Annotated in this window: 15 protein-coding genes, 2 tRNA genes, 1 rRNA gene and 1 riboswitch; of the genes, 16 read left to right on the plus strand and 2 right to left on the minus strand. The window is 36.3% G+C overall.

Translation table 11 applies throughout. From position 1 onward, the window contains the following. The 3 genes from rrf to EKM63_RS10660 form a co-directional block, all read left to right on the plus strand. Positions 1-77: ribosomal RNA gene (gene rrf, locus EKM63_RS11630) — 5S ribosomal RNA — on the plus strand; the annotation flags it as partial. Between the two features lie 10 nt (positions 78-87). Next, positions 88-160, plus strand: a tRNA-Asn gene (locus EKM63_RS10655). A gap of 14 nt (positions 161-174) precedes the next feature. Further along, positions 175-265: transfer RNA gene (locus EKM63_RS10660), tRNA-Ser, on the plus strand. A gap of 117 nt (positions 266-382) precedes the next feature. On the opposite strand, the gene dapF is transcribed toward EKM63_RS10660, so the two are convergent. Together dapF and EKM63_RS10670 are read right to left on the minus strand one after the other, a co-directional pair. Then, positions 383-1363 (minus strand): diaminopimelate epimerase, encoded by a 981-nt coding sequence (gene dapF, locus EKM63_RS10665; protein WP_125706493.1) that lies wholly within the window; start codon positions 1361-1363, stop codon positions 383-385. 13 nt (positions 1364-1376) lie between these two features. Further along, positions 1377-2735, minus strand: a complete 1359-nt coding sequence (locus EKM63_RS10670; protein ID WP_125706495.1) for an aspartate kinase — start codon at positions 2733-2735, stop codon at positions 1377-1379. 165 nt (positions 2736-2900) lie between these two features. Continuing rightward, a riboswitch (Lysine riboswitch) is annotated at positions 2901-3083 on the plus strand. Positions 3084-3185: 102 nt separating this feature from the next. On the opposite strand from EKM63_RS10670, the gene lysA reads away from it, so the two are divergent. The 13 genes from lysA (at position 3186) to nrdG (ending at position 16832) form a co-directional block, all read left to right on the plus strand. Next, positions 3186-4484, plus strand: coding sequence for a diaminopimelate decarboxylase (gene lysA / locus EKM63_RS10675; protein WP_164504962.1), 1299 nt, complete (start codon positions 3186-3188; stop codon positions 4482-4484). 18 nt (positions 4485-4502) lie between these two features. Continuing rightward, complete coding sequence (gene dapD / locus EKM63_RS10680) at positions 4503-5207, plus strand: 2,3,4,5-tetrahydropyridine-2,6-dicarboxylate N-acetyltransferase (protein ID WP_125706499.1); 705 nt, start codon at positions 4503-4505, stop codon at positions 5205-5207. Between the two features lie 2 nt (positions 5208-5209). Further along, positions 5210-6358: an N-acetyldiaminopimelate deacetylase gene (locus EKM63_RS10685; protein ID WP_125706501.1), complete on the plus strand. Its 1149-nt coding sequence runs from the start codon at positions 5210-5212 to the stop codon at positions 6356-6358. A gap of 11 nt (positions 6359-6369) precedes the next feature. Then, positions 6370-7257: a 4-hydroxy-tetrahydrodipicolinate synthase gene (dapA, locus tag EKM63_RS10690; RefSeq protein WP_125706503.1), complete on the plus strand. Its 888-nt coding sequence runs from the start codon at positions 6370-6372 to the stop codon at positions 7255-7257. Beyond that, positions 7254-8030 (plus strand): 4-hydroxy-tetrahydrodipicolinate reductase, encoded by a 777-nt coding sequence (gene dapB / locus EKM63_RS10695; RefSeq protein WP_125706505.1) that lies wholly within the window; start codon positions 7254-7256, stop codon positions 8028-8030. Before dapA ends, dapB begins: the two co-directional genes overlap by 4 nt. A gap of 19 nt (positions 8031-8049) precedes the next feature. Next, on the plus strand, positions 8050-9249 hold the full coding sequence (locus EKM63_RS10700; protein ID WP_125706507.1) for an aminotransferase class I/II-fold pyridoxal phosphate-dependent enzyme: 1200 nt from the start codon (positions 8050-8052) through the stop codon (positions 9247-9249). A 17-nt stretch (positions 9250-9266) separates the two neighbouring features. Next, positions 9267-10463, plus strand: coding sequence for an aminotransferase class I/II-fold pyridoxal phosphate-dependent enzyme (locus EKM63_RS10705; protein WP_125706509.1), 1197 nt, complete (start codon positions 9267-9269; stop codon positions 10461-10463). Positions 10464-10490: 27 nt separating this feature from the next. Continuing rightward, entirely contained in the window at positions 10491-11681 is a 1191-nt protein-coding gene (locus EKM63_RS10710) for an aminotransferase class I/II-fold pyridoxal phosphate-dependent enzyme (protein ID WP_125706511.1), read from the plus strand. 39 nt (positions 11682-11720) lie between these two features. Further along, positions 11721-12785, plus strand: a complete 1065-nt coding sequence (locus EKM63_RS10715; RefSeq protein WP_125706513.1) for an aspartate-semialdehyde dehydrogenase — start codon at positions 11721-11723, stop codon at positions 12783-12785. Between the two features lie 67 nt (positions 12786-12852). Beyond that, positions 12853-13560: an AzlC family ABC transporter permease gene (locus EKM63_RS10720; RefSeq protein ID WP_125706515.1), complete on the plus strand. Its 708-nt coding sequence runs from the start codon at positions 12853-12855 to the stop codon at positions 13558-13560. Next, entirely contained in the window at positions 13553-13876 is a 324-nt protein-coding gene (locus EKM63_RS10725) for an AzlD domain-containing protein (protein WP_125706517.1), read from the plus strand. Before EKM63_RS10720 ends, EKM63_RS10725 begins: the two co-directional genes overlap by 8 nt. Positions 13877-14095: 219 nt before the next feature. Further along, positions 14096-16306: an anaerobic ribonucleoside-triphosphate reductase gene (gene nrdD / locus EKM63_RS10730; protein ID WP_125706519.1), complete on the plus strand. Its 2211-nt coding sequence runs from the start codon at positions 14096-14098 to the stop codon at positions 16304-16306. After that, on the plus strand, positions 16251-16832 hold the full coding sequence (nrdG, locus tag EKM63_RS10735) for an anaerobic ribonucleoside-triphosphate reductase activating protein (protein WP_125706521.1): 582 nt from the start codon (positions 16251-16253) through the stop codon (positions 16830-16832). The genes nrdD and nrdG overlap by 56 nt, the downstream gene beginning before the upstream one ends. Positions 16833-16965: the final 133 nt, after the last annotated feature.

Raw genomic sequence — 16965 nt, forward strand, 5'->3', positions numbered from 1 at the left:
CGAACACAGAAGTTAAGCTTCTTAACGCCGAAAGTAGTTGGTGGGAAACTGCCCGCGAGGATAGGTAGTTGCCACGCTTTAAATTATTCCGGTTTAGCTCAGTTGGTAGAGCACCTGACTGTTAATCAGGTTGTCGTCAGTTCGAGTCTGACAACCGGAGTTTTTTTTTATTCTGGAGAATTGTCCGAGTGGTTGAAGGAGCATGATTGGAAATCATGTATACGGATATTGATCTGTATCAAGGGTTCGAACCCCTTATTCTCCGCTTAGGATACACAATTATAAGGAACTTTTAGAATCCATCTCACATGATGGGTTCTATTTTTTTACAATAAAAGAGGAATTACCATTGTAGGTAACTCCTCTTTTTCATTTTTATCTATTAAGCTTTAATTGCATCAACAAAATTAAGGTAATCTTCTTCTTCACCGGTAGATTTTATTGTGAATTGATCTAAATCTAAAGCATGTAATGAACTTTCATCAATATCTAGCGTATCAGTAAAAGTTGCATTTCCAATAAGATGGATCGAACTTTCTTCTTTTGTATTTCCAAGTTCAATATGTGTTTTAACCATTCCCCCAGGGTTTCGTACAGAAATATCTTCTTTGTCTGTAAATTTATCTGGATAAAGGAGGGCAAATGCTAAGGATGTTGCTGACATTCCTGTTCCACAAGCGTTTGTAAAACCAACTCCACGTTCATATGTTTGAACGAATAACTGATTGTTACCGAGTATTTCAACAAAACTTACATTAACACCTTCTGGAAAATAAGGATTAGCTTCGTTTAAATATTTTCCTAACTTGCCTAAATCTGCTTCATTTATTTTATCAACAAAGCTTATTAAATGAGGATTAGGGACTGCAATTGAGGTAAATTTCAAATTGGGTAAGAATTCTGGAACTTCTTGTTCAATCATTTCGTCTTCACCATTATATGAAAATGGTAAGTCTTTGGCTTCAAAAGAGATAGGTGAGATTTGAACACTGAAAGCTGGAACACCCTTAGCAAGATCTTCTGACTTCTTAACTTCCAGGTCTGTCTCTAATGTTTCAACATTGAAACTATCCTTATTAAACTTTTCAGATAGATAACGACTAACTGTTCTCAAGCCATTACCACACATTTTAGCTTCACTACCGTCGGCATTGATAACTCGCATTTGACCCATAGCATCTTGATGTGTTGAGTCATTAATAACTAAAACTCCATCTGCACCATTTAAAATATTATTATCTGGATTGCAGATTTTAATTGCTAAATTGCTTAATTCTTTATCTGTAAGTTGTGTCTCCAACTTTGTTTGATCCAAGATAAAAAATTGATTTTCTGAACCATGTACCTTTAACAATTGCACCATTTCGTCACCTCATTTAGTTATTAAAGAATGTATCATAGATATGTTGAACGGCTGCATCCGCATCTTTCATCTGTGTACCGATCATGATTGATATTCGAGATGCACCCTGATTGATCATGTGAATTGCAATATTGTTTTGCGTCAATGAGTCGATTATTTTGCCCATTGTATCAACGGTATGTGCAATTCCTTCGCCAACGACCATGATAATTGCGTAATCGTCGATCCATTCCAAGTAATCAGGATTCAATGTTTCTTTAATATCATTACATAAATTCTTTATTGTTGTAGCGTCTAACTTACTCCTATCGAAGATAATTGTTAAGTCATCAATACCGGAAGGCATATGTTCGTATGAGATTCCGTAACGATAAAAGATTTTTAGAAGTTGTAAAGTAAATCCGACTTCCTTATTTAATAGGTATCTATGTAAATATAACGCAGAAAAACGTTTTGAACTAGCAATACCTGTTATGGGGTTTGCTGGATTGAATAAGAATTGTTCTGGTACGATCAGAGTTCCTGGTGCACTTGGATTATTTGTGTTTTTAACGTTAACTGGGACTTGTCCTTGAACAGCTGGAATAATGGCTTCATCTTGGAAAACTGAAAATCCAGCATATGATAATTCTCGCATTTCACGATATGACATCTTTTGAATTGCTGCAGGGTGATCAACAACATGGTTATTTGCCACGTAGATAGCATCCACGTCTGTAAAGTTCTCATACATGTCTGCTTTAAAGCCTCGACTTAAAATGGCTCCTGTGATGTCTGATCCACCTCTAGTAAAGGTATAAATATGACCATCCTCGCTATAACCGAAGAATCCAGGGAAGACTATTTTCTCGTCTCCAAATTTATATTTACTTAAGTTTAAATAGGTTTCTTCAAGTACATCAGCGTTATTAGGTTCACCACCTACTAAAAATCCAGCTTCTTTTGGATCCAAATATTTTGCTTTGATTCCTTCGCTATTCAAAACGTCAGCAAGTAATACTGCATTCAATAATTCACCATGTGCCTTAAAGGTTGCCATAAGGTGATCTTCGTCAGAATATTTGTCAGTAGCTAACGATTCCAATTTTTGTTTTATCTTGTCAATGGTGCTATCTTCTAATTCAAAGTAATCGGAGATTTCTTGATATCTGGCAAGAATATTATCAACGATTTCTTTGTAATCTGTTTTCTCTAAAACAGCAGTGGCATATTGGATCAACAAGTCTGTCACTTTGATATCTCCATCAAATCTTTTCCCTGGTGCTGATGTTACGATAACCTTTCTGTCGCTATCGTCATCAACTATGCTCACAACTTTATTAAATTGTTCGCCAGTGGCTAGGGAACTACCGCCAAATTTAACTACTTTCACTAAAATCACCTCATGGATTAACTCATAAAATTAATATGTTTTTAATGAAAACTTTAGCAGTTTTATCTATTAAATCAAGCAATTAATGATAAAAGTTAGAAAATGGCGTGAATATTGTAAAATAGGCTTGACGAATTATTAGACTTGTTATAATCTTAAAACCAACAAATGAATAGAGGTCGCAACTGACAAAAGTACGCAAGGGAGTTCCTGTACGAACTGAGAACTTGTTTAAAGGGGATGTTGCCGAAGCACTAGGCTATGCAGAACTTAGTGTGCTGGGACGTGTTAATAAGATGACACGGACTGTCGTAGTAAAAGATGTCGACTACGGTGCGCTTACGACAATTACGATGCAGAATAATTTAAAAATTCTTGGATCTCTTTGTTTAATGTAAGCAAAGGGATCTTTTTTTATCCCATTTAGAGGAAAGGTAGATTAAATTTATGATTAGTAGCGATTTAAGTTCAGATAATAATGGACATTTGATTTTAGGAGGGGTCGATTCAGTTGAATTGGCTCATAAATATGGAACTCCATTGGTTGTTTATGATGTTGGAGAAATTCGTGATCAAATCAAACGTTTCAAATCTAACTTTGATCTAAGTGGATTAAAATACCAAATTAGTTACGCCAGCAAGGCTTTTGCCACTGTGGCAATGTATCAAGTTTTGAAACAAGAAGATGTTCATACTGATGTTGTTTCTGGTGGAGAATTATACACAGCACTAAAAGCAAGATTTCCTGCAGATAAAATAAGTTTTCACGGTAACAATAAATCATTACAAGAATTAGAAATGGCAGTCGATAATCATATTGGTGTTGTCATTATAGATAATTTTTTGGAAATTAAATTATTGAAGCAAGTATTGGAAGAAAAATCAGCAAATATCGATGTGATGTTGAGATTGACTCCTGGTATTTCTGCTCATACACATAAATATGATCAAACTGGTCAAGTTGATAGTAAATTCGGATTTGATGTTGAATCTGATCAAGCAACTAAAGCACTTGAACAAGTTCTAGAAATTCCACAAATGAATTTGATTGGTATTCATGCTCACATTGGTTCTCAAATTTTTGGTGTTGAAGGATTCGAAATGCTCGCCAAAAAAATGGTAGACATTTCAGCACAATGGAAGAAACAATTTGATTTCGTACCTAAAATCCTAAATTTAGGTGGAGGATTTGGTATTAGTTACACTGATGAAGATGAGCCTATTGGCCCAGATGTTTTTATAGATAAAATTATTTCTACTATAAAGGAGAACGTAAAAAAACAATCTCTTCCACTTCCAGAAGTTTGGATCGAACCTGGTCGTTCGATAGTTGGTCCAGCCGGATATAATCTTTATACAGTAGGATCACGTAAAGATATTCCAGATATGCTTTCATACGTGAATGTTGATGGTGGTATGGGCGACAATATCCGTCCAGCACTTTATCAAGCTAAATATGAAGCTGTTGTAGCGAATAAGATGAATCAAAATATTGAAGAAGAAGATCATATAGCTGGTAAGTATTGTGAGTCTGGCGACATCTTGATCGACCGTCAAGCGTTACCGAAAACTGAGCCTGGTGATATTATCGCAATGCTTGATACTGGTGCTTATGGATATTCAATGGCATCAAATTATAATAGAAATCCAAGACCAGCTGTTGTCTTCGTTGAAAATGGAAAAGATAAGCTTGTTGTTAAACGTGAATCATATGAAGATTTAGTAAGATTAGATGAAAGCTACATTTAAAATCAGGAGGAAAATTTAATGAGCAAGATGGATGCAGAAGAAATTATTAATTACATAGGTAATGCTAAGAAAGTTACCCCAGTAAAAGCCTATATCAAAGGAAATATCGATAAATTAAATATTCCTGACAACGTTGAAAATTTTTCTACTGATTCTTTTGGAATTTTGTTTGGTGATTACAAGGATATTGAACCATTATTGAAAAACGCAGCTGTTGATGATTATTACATTGAAGCTTCAGCTCAAAATTCAGCTGTACCAATGCTTGATATCAAACATATCAATGCTCGTATTGAACCGGGAGCAATCATTCGTGATCAAGTAGAAATTGGTGACAATGCCGTTGTCATGATGGGAGCAGTTATCAATATAGGTGCTGAAATTGGTAATGGAACAATGATCGATATGGGTGCGGTTCTTGGTGGACGAGCAATTGTTGGCGAGAATTCTCACATCGGTGCCAATGCAGTTTTAGCAGGAGTGATCGAACCTGCCTCAGCTGATCCAGTTAGAATAGGAAATAACGTAACTGTCGGTGCCAATGCTGTTGTACTTGAAGGAGTTCAAGTTGGTGACAACGCCGTTGTTGGTGCTGGTGCCATTGTTACTAAAAATGTTGCAGCAAATGAAGTTGTAGCTGGAGTTCCTGCTAAAGTAATTAAAGTAAAAGATCAAAAGACTACTGATAAAACACATATTGAAGACACATTAAGGAAATTGTAATTATGAGTTTAACAAGTGAGGATTTAGTTAATATTCGTCGGGACTTACACAAGATTCCTGAATTAGCATTAAAAGAAAAACAGACACATGAGTATTTAATAGGAAAGATTAATTCTTTTCCACAAGATTTTCTTGAGATAAAAGAGGTTCCTGAACTGCCAACAGCGATATTAGTTCGCGTAAATGGTAGTGATCCAAAACGTAATATTGGTTATCGTGCTGATATGGATGCACTGCCTGTGACTGAATCTAATGATTTGGAATATCGTTCACAACATCCAGGAATCATGCATGCTTGCGGACATGACCTACACATGACTGTTGCATTGGGATTACTAAGTTATTTTTCTGAGCATCAACCAAAAGATAATTTAGTGTTCTTCTTCCAACCAGCGGAGGAAAGCGAAAGTGGTGGACGCCAAGCTTACGATTTAGGTATTTTCTCAGGTAATTTTAAAATCGATGAATTTTATGGATTACATGACAATGCTGATCTGGCAACAGGAATCATTGGCTGTCGTAATGGAACACTGTTTGCTGGGACATCTGAGGTAAATGTCACTATCCACGGTATGAGTGGACATGCAGCATATCCTCATAAAGCTAATGATGCTGTGATAATCGCAGCCAACTTTATTAATCAAGTTCAAACAATTATTTCCAGAAGTATTGATCCAACTAAATGTGGTGTGATAACTTTTGGAAAACTTGAAGCTGGGACTATCAGAAATGTAATTGCTGGTAAAGCAAGAATCGAAGGAACTATTCGAGGATTGACTCAAGACATGATCGAATTTATCAAACAAAGAATTGTTGATGTTGCGAAAGGATTAGAACTTTCATTCAATGCAACCATCGATGTTGAATTCAATCAGGGTGGTTATTATCCAGTAGAAAATGATCCTGATTTGACGAAACAATTTATTGATTATATGCAACAGGCGGACGGAGTAAAGTTTCAAGAAACACGTCCAGCCATGACTGGTGAAGATTTTGGATATTTACTTTCTAAGATTCCCGGAACAATGTTCTGGTTAGGTGTAGCAAGTCCAGGTGCTCTTCATTCAGCAGATTTTCTACCTCACGAAGAGGCTATAATAGATGGTGTTAATGCTATCAAAGGATTTTTAGAATATCGAATGAACGAATAAAGGAGAATATTATGTTTGAAAATGTAGACTTAATGACAGCAATTATTACTCCGTTTAATGACGAAGGCACCGAGATCAACTATAATTCATTGGAAAAATTGACCAATCATCTATTAGATACTGGTTCAAAAGGATTTATCATTGGTGGAACTACCGGTGAAACTCCAACCTTATCTGAAGCTGAAAAGTTAGAATTATATACAAATTTTGCTGAAATTGTTGATGGCCGTGCACCTATTATTGCTGGTGCAGGTAGTAACAATACACAAGGCACGATTGATTTTGTAACGAAATTATCTGATATTAAAGGTATCGATATGGCACTTGTTGTTGTCCCTTATTACAACAAACCAAATCAAAGAGGGATGATTGCTCATTTTGAAGCTGTCGCTGATGCTTCTGGAATCCCAGTTATGATTTATAACATTCCCGGACGTACCGGAGTTTTGATGGATAAAGATACTGTCGTTGAGCTTTCTCAATATCCAAATATTGGCGGAATCAAGCAATGCAATACCATGGAAGATTTGGAATATATTGTTGAAAATACTCCAGATGATTTCTTAGTTTATAGTGGTGAGGATGCACAAGCACTATTCGCCAAAGTTATTGGAGCAAATGGTGTTATCTCAGTTGCAGCACATCTGTATGGAGAACAAATGTCAGAAATGTTTGCTAAATTAGATGCTGGTGATTACAAGGCTGCCGGTGCGCTACAAAGATTCTTGACGCCTAAGATGGCTGCATGTTTCATGTATCCATCTCCATCACCTATCAAAGCAATCTTGAATGACCAAGGTTATCAAGTTGGCACTTGTCGAATGCCAATCTTGCCATTAAATAGTGACGAAAAAGCAAAATTGTATAATGCATTAGATTTAGAGGAGGCAAAGTCGTGATAAAAGCCATCGTTTCAGGATTTAGTGGATCTATGGGTCAAAAAGTTTTGGCCATGATCAACGGGGAGAGTGACCTACAATTAGTCGGAGTGTTTAATCCGATTGTCAAAAGTCTTGACCCTGCAGATTACGATTTAGATAGTTCAGTAAAAGTTTTTAATGACCTTAAACAGATTGATATCGATGCTGATATTTGGATAGATTTCAGTATTCCATCCGCTGTTTTTGATAATACAAAATTTGCTATCGAACATAACATCCGTCCCGTTATTGGAACTAGTGGTATGAGTGAAGAACAAATTGCTGAACTAAAATCTTTGGCAGATAGCAAAAAAGTTGGTGGCATAATCGCTTCCAACTTTGGTGTTTCCGCTGTGTTAATGATGAAGTTTGCACAAGTTGCTGCTAAATATTTTGATCATTCCGAAGTTGTAGAATTTCATCATGAAGATAAATTAGATGCACCTTCTGGAACAGCCATGAATACTGCAAAATTAATTTATGACGTACAAGGTAAAGACCAAGAACAAAATCCAAATGAGTCAGACAAAATTGGTGCACGTGGTGGGGACTACCATGGAATTAAGATCCATGCCATTCGTTTACCAGGATTCATTGCTGACGAAGAAGTCATTTTTGGAGGAGCCGGAGAAAACCTTACGATTAAACAAAGTACAACTGATCGCGCTTCATTTATGAAGGGTGTGAAGATAGCTATCAGTGAAGTCATGAAACGTGATGAATTGGTAGTGGGACTGGAAAACATAATCTAAATAAGTAAGGTGAAGCCACATGCCAGAATTAGCAAAAAGTTTACAAAAAGTTGAGAATAAATATTTAAAAACAATTGGAAATAATAAGATTCGTCTTTTTAATGAAGAGTTTTCTAAATATCCTGGAACTATCAAATTAGTTGTTGGAGAACCAGATTTTAATACTCCAGAACATGTTAAAGATGCTGCAATAAAGAGTATCCAGGAAAATTATTCACATTATTCACCACAAAAAGGTTTTGACGGCTTATTGAAAGCCATCAGTCATTATTTGAATTCAAGATATGATTTGAACTATGATCCTGAATCAGAAATCATCGTCACCGTTGGTGCTACCGAAGCAATTTATGTTTCAGTTGCTTCAATTATCAATGTAGGTGACAAAGTAATAATTCCAACTCCAGCGTTTTCATTTTATGCATCCACTGTAAAAGCATTGGGTGGTATTCCTGTTGAAGTTGATGTTACTGATAACGATTTTAAAATTACTGGTGAACGTTTGAAGAAGGTAATTGCTGAAGAGGGCGAAGATAGCGTTAAGGCTATTATCTTGAACTTCCCAAGTAATCCAACTGGTGTAGCATATAATAAAGAGGAAATTGAAGATATTGCTAATGTGGTTCGTGGCAAAAGTATGTATGTTATTTGTGACGAAATTTATAGTGAATTAGTTTACGATGTCAAACATGTACCATTTGCATCAGTGTTACCAGAACAAACAATTTTGATAAATGGTGTTTCTAAATCACATTCTATGACCGGATATCGAATCGGTTATATCGCCGCACCAGCTGCTTTTGTGGCTGAAGCAGATAAACTTCATGCGTTCACTACCACTGCTGCAAGTAATCCAGCACAATTTGGTGCACAGGAAGCTTTGGAAAATGGTTTGGATGATCCAATCGAAACTCGAAAAGTATACAAACAAAGACGTGACTATTTGGTTAAGGAATTGAACGATATCGGTTACAAAACTTTGAATCCACAGGGAGCATTTTATGTCTTCCCAAGGATTCCAGATAGTTTTGGAATGGATTCCGAAAGTTTCGCCAGAAAACTTGCTAAAGATGCTCGAGTTGGAGTTATCCCAGGTAGCATTTTTGGTAAAGGTGGAGACAAATACTTTAGAATTTCATACGCCGTCTCAATGGATGACTTAAAAGAAGCTGTTAGTCGAATCCGTAAATTCACAGAAAATTTTGAAAAAATAACAAATTAATCTCGGGGGTGCAGGTAATGCCAGAATTATCAAAAAGTGTTGCAAATATTGAAAATAAATTAGTTAAACCAATCGGAGACGATAAGATTTTGATGTTTAACTCAGATATCGCAGGAATTCCAGGAATTGTTAAATTAACTTTGGGTGAACCAGATTTTAACGTTCCCGAACATGTTAAGGATGCTGCTGTTAAGAGTATTGAGGAAAATAATTCTCATTACACACCACAAAAGGGTATTCCTGGTTTAAGAAAGGCAATCAGTAATTATCTTTCAACTGATTACGGAGTTAAGTACGATCCAGATACTGAGGTTATCGTTACCATTGGTGCAACTGAAGCAATTTATACTTCATTGTATACAATCATTAATCCTGGCGACAAAATCATCGTACCTACACCAACATTCTCAATTTATATGGATGATATTGAAATATTAGGCGGACAAGCTGTTGAAGTTGATACTTCAAAGGATGACTTCAAGATCACACCAGAAAAATTGACACAAGTTCTTGAAAATGAAGGTAAAGGTGCCAAAGCTATGATTATCAACTATCCTGGTAATCCTACCGGAGTTGTTTATTCAAAAGATGAACTTGAAGCTTTAGCAAATGTAATTAGAGATAAAGAATTGTATGTCATTTCTGATGAAATTTACAGTCAATTAGTTTATGGACAAAAGCATGTTTCATTCGCAAGTATTTTGCCAGGTCAAACTATTTTGATCAATGGACTTTCAAAATCTCATGCAATGACAGGATACAGAATTGGTTACATTGCTGCTCCTAAAGGATTTGTTGATGAAGCCGCCAAGGTACATTCATTTACTGTAACTTGTCCATCAAACCCAGCTCAATTTGCCGCTCAAGAAGCTTTGGAAAATGGTTTGGATGATCCAATCGAAATGCGTAAAGTTTATCAAAAACGTCGTGACTATATTGTTGCTGAACTTAATAAATTGGGCTACGAAACAGTAGAACCTGACGGTGCTTTCTACGTATTCCCTAAGATTCCAGCTAAATTTGGTTTGAGCTCAGATACATTCTGTCGTCGTTTAGCTAAAGAAGCATTAGTCGGTGTTGTACCTGGTGATGCCTTTGGTGATGCTGGTGAAGGATACTTCCGTATTTCTTACGCTACTTCAATGGACGATATCAAAGAAGGTATCAGCCGTTTAGCCAAATTTACTGATTCATTACTAGAAAAAATTAACTAAAAGATAATTCACGAGGAGATAAGATACATGCCAAAGTTAGACCCAACTGTAAAAAATGTTGTAAATAAAACTATTGCTCCAATGGGCATTTCACAGATCAGATATTTCGCCGTAAAATTTGCAAAAATTCCTGGAATCATCAAATTAACCTTAGGTGAACCTGATTTTAATGTTCCAGAACACGTAAAAAAAGCTGCTATTAAGAGTATTGAGGAAAATAAATCTCACTACTCTGAACAACGTGGAATCATTGGATTACGTAAAGCTATTTCGGGTTATTTGAACAAACGATTTGACGTCAACTATGATCCTGAAACCGAAATTGTTGTAACAATTGGTGGAACCGAGGCAATATTTGTATCTCTTGCAGCAATTATTAACCCAGGTGACAAAGTAATCGTGCCAACACCAACTTTTGCTTTATATTTGCCAATTATTAAGGTACTTGGTGGAATTCCTATTCAAGTTGACACAACTCCAGATGGCTTCCAATTAACTGGTAAAAAACTTCAAGAAGTAATCGATCGTGAAGGCGAAGACAATGTTAAAGCCATGATCCTTAACTTCCCTGGTAACCCAACTGGATTTGAATACAGCAAGGAACAACTTGGTGAAATTGTTGATGTTATTAAAGACAAGCCAATGTATGTCATTACTGATGAAATTTATGCTGAATTAACATATGGTGTAAAACATACTTCCATGACACAACTTTTGCCTGAAAAAACAATTTTAGTTAATGGATTATCAAAATCACATGCTATGACTGGTTACAGAATTGGTTATGTTGCTGGACCTGCTGACTTTGTGGAGAATGCCGGAAAGATGCATGCATATACAGTTACATGTCCATCAAACCCAGCCCAATACGCTGCACAGGAAGCTTTGACAAATGGTATCGATGATGCTGTTGAAATGAGAGATATCTATAAGGAACGTCGTGATTATATCGTTGAACAATTAAATGATATTGGTTACGAAACAATCATGCCAAAAGGTGCATTTTACACATTCTCTAAAATACCTGATGAATTTGGTCTCGATTCAGTTGAGTTTGCAACTAAACTTGCTGAAGAAGGTAAAGTTGGTGTAACACCTGGTATCGCCTTTGGTGAAGGTGGAGAAGGACATTTCAGAATGTCATATGCCTCATCTATGGAAGATATTAAAGAAGCAATGAAACGTTTGAGAGAATTCACTGCCACACTAAAGAAATAAATTAAATATTACAAAATTGATATAAGGGATGTAGATAGTATGAGTGAAGGATTTGAGGTAGCAATTTTAGGTGCAACGGGTGCAGTCGGTACTCGTTTGATTCAACAATTGGAACAATCAACAATTCCAGTTTCTAAAGTAAGATTATTGGCATCAAGCCGTTCAGCTGGTAAAACTTTACAATTCAAAGGTCAAGATGTGACTGTTGAAGAAGCAAAACCAGAATCGTTTGAAGGCGTTGATATTGTTTTAGCATCTGCCGGTGGTAGTGTTTCAAAGAAACTACTTCCAGAAGCTGTTAAACGTGGGGCCGTTTGTGTTGATAATACAAGTGCTTTTAGAATGGATCCAGATGTTCCTTTAGTTGTTCCTGAAGTTAACGAAAAGGCTCTCTACAAACATCACGGTATTATCGCCAACCCTAACTGTTCAACGATTCAAATGATGGTTGCCTTGGAACCAATTCGTAAAGAATTTGGTTTGAAGCAAATTATCGTTTCAACATATCAAGCAGCTTCAGGTGCTGGTCAATCAGCCTTGAATGAGTTGAAGCAAGAAGCTCAAGATTTTATTGATGGTAAAGAAATGAAAGCTGAGATTTTCCCTACAAAGGGTGATAAAAAGCATTATCCATTAGCTTTCAACTTGTTACCACAAATCGATGTTTTGGAAGACAATCTTTATTCTCACGAGGAATGGAAGATGATCCATGAAACAAAGAAGATCATGTTGGATGATATGGATTCATCTGAGATCAAAGTCACAGCTACATGTGTCCGTGTTCCTGTTCCAATAAGTCATGGTGAATCAATTTGGATCGATACTGTTGATCATGATGGAGCTTCTGTTGAAAAAATTCGTCAAGCTGTTTCAGACTTTCCTGGAGCCGTGCTTGAAGACGATCCAGAACATCAAATATATCCACAACCAATCAATGCTACTGGCAAGCGTGAAACATTTGTCGGCCGTATTCGTCCTGATTTGGAAAACAAAGGTGCCTTTAACCTTTGGGTAGTTTCTGATAACTTGTTGAAGGGTGCTGCTTGGAATACTGTTCAAATTGCCGAAAGATTAGTTGCTGATGATTTAGTACATGTAAATTAACAAACGTAGTGAAAGCTTTGTCGTTTTCTCGGCAGAGTTTTTTTTGTTTTATAAGGGGTGAGAGGGCATGGAAAGTGCTGATAAGGGATACGTCACGTTTATGGATGGCGTACGCAGTTGTTTACCAACGGTTTTAGGATATTTAGGAACAGGTTTTGCATTTGGAATAGTCGGGATTAATGCTCATCTCAATATTTTCGAGGTCACTTTGATGTCGTTGATCATATACGGAGGTAGTTCACAGTTTGTATTGTGTGGACTGTTGTTGACCAATGCATCTATTCCAGGGATGATTTTTACTGTATTTTTAGTTAATTTGCGTCATTTATTAATGAGTATGACAGCAAGTCCTTACTTTAGAAATGAATCGTTACTGCAAAATATTTCTTTGGGATCAATATTGACTGATGAATCTTTTGCAGTTTTTTCAACAACTGCTGCTCAAGAAAAACATTTTACTGCGCAGTGGATGCAAGGACTTAATTGGACTGGATATGTTACATGGTTTGTCTCAACATTATTGGGAGCCTTAGTTGGAAATCTAATTCCAGATCCTAACAAATTTGGCTTCGATTTTGCAATTACTGCGATGTTCGTAGGATTATTTATTTTTCAATTTCAATGGGAATTATCTAAGAGTACTAGAAAAGCTATTGTCGTTGTAATAACAGTAGCAATTTCATTGTATTTGTTGATGATCGTAGTAAGTTCAGCTTTGGCAGTAATTATTGCCGCATTACTTGGTTGTGTGGCAGGAGGTCTTGTCCATGATTAGTGAAAGACTTTTGGTGATTATTTTAGGTTGTGGATTGGTTACATTTATTCCACGGATCACACCGTTCATTATTGGAAAGTTTACTAAATTTCCTAAAGTTGTCGTGAGGTTTTTGGAATATTTACCACTGTCCATTTTGGGTGCATTAATGCTTGAAACTGCCTTTACGGTTAGAATTGGACAACTGCCACTAGTTAAATGGGATGTAGTTTTGGCTATGTTACCGACAGTTGGGGTAGCAGTTTGGTCGAAAGATTTAATGAAGACAGTTGTGGTCGGAATCGTTACTATGGCAATAATTCGTTTATTTATGTAAGTTAAAGAACCTGTAAAAGGGTTCTTTTTTTGTTGAGATCAACTTGATTTCTTAGCCGATATCTGGTTTTTTTATGAAACATTTCCATAAAAATATTTTTATTTAGCTTAATCACATACCACATATAGTGTGAAACAAAAATACGATAATACTACATGTTGATTTCACAAATATTGACCGATACAATTGAAACATTGATTGAAAAAGGTTGTGGAACTAATGGATGGATTAAAGAGTCAAAATTTGCTGGATAATCTGAAGGTAATCCCAGTAATAAAAAGAAGTGGTGCTGAAACTAATTTTTATCCTTATAAAATTGATTTCGTACTAAACGAACTTATTGACGATAGCTCAATTATTGATGCTATCGAACAAGATATTTTTAATAAGTATCAAGATTCATTTGTGATTGAGACAACGCAATTACACGATTGTATTTATGCGTTGCTCAATAAATATCATTTATACGAACAAGCTGAATCATATCAGAAACATTTCGAAGCAGATCAATTGGATTTTGAGAATGCGACTAATGTTGAACGTAATATTAATAAACTTTTTGGTAAAGATGATGAAATAGTTCATGAGAATGCTAATAAAGATAGCAATATATTTAACACACAGCGTGATTTGGAGGCGGGGGTAGCCAGTAAGGCACTTGGACTTAAAATGCTCCCAGAATTGGTTGCTAAGGCCCATATGCGTGGAGATATACATTGGCACGACCTAGATTATTCTCCAGTTACTCCAGAAACCAACTGTTGTTTGATAGATTTTGATGAAATGTTGAGCCATGGATTCAAAATTGGTAACGCCTGGGTATCGTCACCCAAATCTATTCAAACTGCCACAGCACAGATGTCGCAAATTATCGCTAACGTTGCCTCTCTGCAATATGGGGGATGTTCCGCTAATAGGATCGATCAATTGCTTGCACCATATGCGGAGCTAAATTACCAAAAGCATTTGCAAGATGCGCGTGAATGGGTACCAGAAGAAGAACAAGATGATTTTGCGATAGCCAAAACCAAAAAAGACATTTACGATGCGATGCAGGCTTTGGAATATGAAATCAATACTTTGTATTCTTCACAAGGTCAAACGCCATTTACGACTATTAATTTTGGACTCGGAACTAGTTGGATCGAGCGTGAGATCCAAAAAAGTATTTTAAAAATTAGAATCAAGGGACTCGGAAAAGAACACCGAACTGCCATATTCCCTAAATTAACTTTTACCGTAAAACGGGGACTTAATTTGAATCCGACTGACCCAAATTACGATATTAAACAGTTGGCACTCGAATGTTCAACTCAACGTATGTATCCTGATCTATTGATGTATGACAAAATCAAAGAGATCACTGGAAGTTTCAAAACACCGATGGGATGTCGCTCATTTTTACAAGGATGGAAAGATGAGAATGGTAAAGAGGTCAACTCTGGGCGTATGAACTTGGGAGTTGTCACAGTTAATTTACCAAGAATTGCTTTGGAATCAAAAGGAAATAAAGATTTGTTCTGGCAAATTTTTGATGAAAAAATGAAACTTTGTAAGACAGCACTTCAATACAGAATCAAAAGGACCAAAGAAGCTAAGCCTGAGAATGCACCACTTCTATACATGTATGGAGCTTTTGGAAAGAGATTGAAGGCAACGGATAGTGTTGATGAATTATTCAAGAATCAACGCGCAACTGTTTCTCTGGGATACATTGGTCTATATGAAGTATGTACAGCTTTCTATGGAAATCATTGGGAAGGTAATCAAGAAGCACACGATTTTGCCGAAGAGATCGTCAAAGAGTTAAGAGATAAATGTAGTTATTGGGCTGAGGAAAGCGGCTATCATTATAGCTTGTATTCCACACCCGCAGAATCATTGACGGATACATTTTGTCGAGATGATATCAATAAATTTGGACGTATTCCCGATATTACTGATAAGGAATATTACACAAATAGTTTCCATTATGATGTTAGAAAACATCCCTCACCATTTGAAAAATTAACATTTGAAGAAATTTTTCCACATTATGCTTCAGGTGGGTTCATTCACTACTGCGAATATCCTAATTTGAAGCAGAATCCCAAAGCACTTGAAGCTGTTTGGGACTGGGCCTATGACCATGTAGGTTATTTAGGAACGAACACTTCGATCGACCAATGTTTTAAATGTGGATTCAAAGGCGAATTCACAGCTACGGCTAGAGGATTCGTTTGCCCACAATGTGGAAATCATGATCCTCAATTCTGTGACGTGATCAAAAGAACGTGTGGATACTTAGGTAATCCTCAACAGAGACCAATGATCCATGGTCGTCACGTCGAAATAGCTTCACGTAAGAAAAATATGACTTCGGAGATGATAAAACATGCCGCAAACTACGAGAAAGCCAAACAATCCGACTCCCAAAGAGTGGTTGGCTAAAGATTTAAGTCAGAAGTATATTGCCGATTACAAGCCGTTCAATTTTGTTGATGGTGAGGGTGTTAGATGTAGTTTGTATGTGAGTGGCTGTTTATTCAGATGTCCAGGTTGTTATAATGTGGCCGCACAAAATTTTCATTATGGAAAGCCATACACACAAGCACTTGAAGATAAAATTATTGAAGATTTGTCACAACCGTATGTGCAAGGATTGACATTATTGGGTGGCGAACCATTTGTTAATACCCAAGTATGCTTAAAATTATGTCAACGAGTTCGGAAGGAATTTGGACATGACAAAGATATTTGGTCATGGACAGGTTATGAATGGGACGAGTTGCAAAAAGAATCCGAAGACAAATTAGAGCTACTTTCTTTATTAGATATTTTAGTAGATGGAAGATTTTTGAAAGATAAAATGGACCTGACTTTACAATTTAGGGGTAGCTCAAACCAGCGAATCATCGACGTTCCCAAGTCATTGGCAAGTGATAAAGTTGTCATCTGGGATAAATTGAAAAAATAAATAATTTAAGCAAAAAGATAGGTTTACCTCATGACATTACGAGGTTTGCCTATCTTTTTTTTCTACCATTTGTCAAGAGAGAACCTGATCCTATTGGGTTTTCTCTTTTTATTTTCTTTTGATTGTTTGTTTA

Origin of the sequence: Companilactobacillus mishanensis, from assembly GCF_003946505.1 — a bacterium.
GTDB lineage: Bacteria > Bacillota > Bacilli > Lactobacillales > Lactobacillaceae > Companilactobacillus > Companilactobacillus mishanensis.

Bases quoted from the DNA above. Each gene is read 5' to 3' on its own strand.
- nrdG (WP_125706521.1), top strand. From the start codon at position 16,251: ATGCCGCAAACTACGAGAAAGCCAAACAATCCGACTCCCAAAGAGTGG.
- EKM63_RS10720 (WP_125706515.1), top strand. From the start codon at position 12,853: ATGGAAAGTGCTGATAAGGGATACGTCACGTTTATGGATGGCGTACGC.
- EKM63_RS10705 (WP_125706509.1), top strand. From the start codon at position 9,267: ATGCCAGAATTATCAAAAAGTGTTGCAAATATTGAAAATAAATTAGTT.
- EKM63_RS10700 (WP_125706507.1), top strand. From the start codon at position 8,050: ATGCCAGAATTAGCAAAAAGTTTACAAAAAGTTGAGAATAAATATTTA.
- EKM63_RS10715 (WP_125706513.1), top strand. From the start codon at position 11,721: ATGAGTGAAGGATTTGAGGTAGCAATTTTAGGTGCAACGGGTGCAGTC.
- dapA (WP_125706503.1), top strand. From the start codon at position 6,370: ATGTTTGAAAATGTAGACTTAATGACAGCAATTATTACTCCGTTTAAT.
- EKM63_RS10710 (WP_125706511.1), top strand. From the start codon at position 10,491: ATGCCAAAGTTAGACCCAACTGTAAAAAATGTTGTAAATAAAACTATT.
- EKM63_RS10725 (WP_125706517.1), top strand. From the start codon at position 13,553: ATGATTAGTGAAAGACTTTTGGTGATTATTTTAGGTTGTGGATTGGTT.
- dapF (WP_125706493.1), bottom strand. From the start codon at position 1,363: ATGGTGCAATTGTTAAAGGTACATGGTTCAGAAAATCAATTTTTTATC.
- nrdD (WP_125706519.1), top strand. From the start codon at position 14,096: ATGGATGGATTAAAGAGTCAAAATTTGCTGGATAATCTGAAGGTAATC.
- dapD (WP_125706499.1), top strand. From the start codon at position 4,503: ATGAGCAAGATGGATGCAGAAGAAATTATTAATTACATAGGTAATGCT.
- EKM63_RS10685 (WP_125706501.1), top strand. From the start codon at position 5,210: ATGAGTTTAACAAGTGAGGATTTAGTTAATATTCGTCGGGACTTACAC.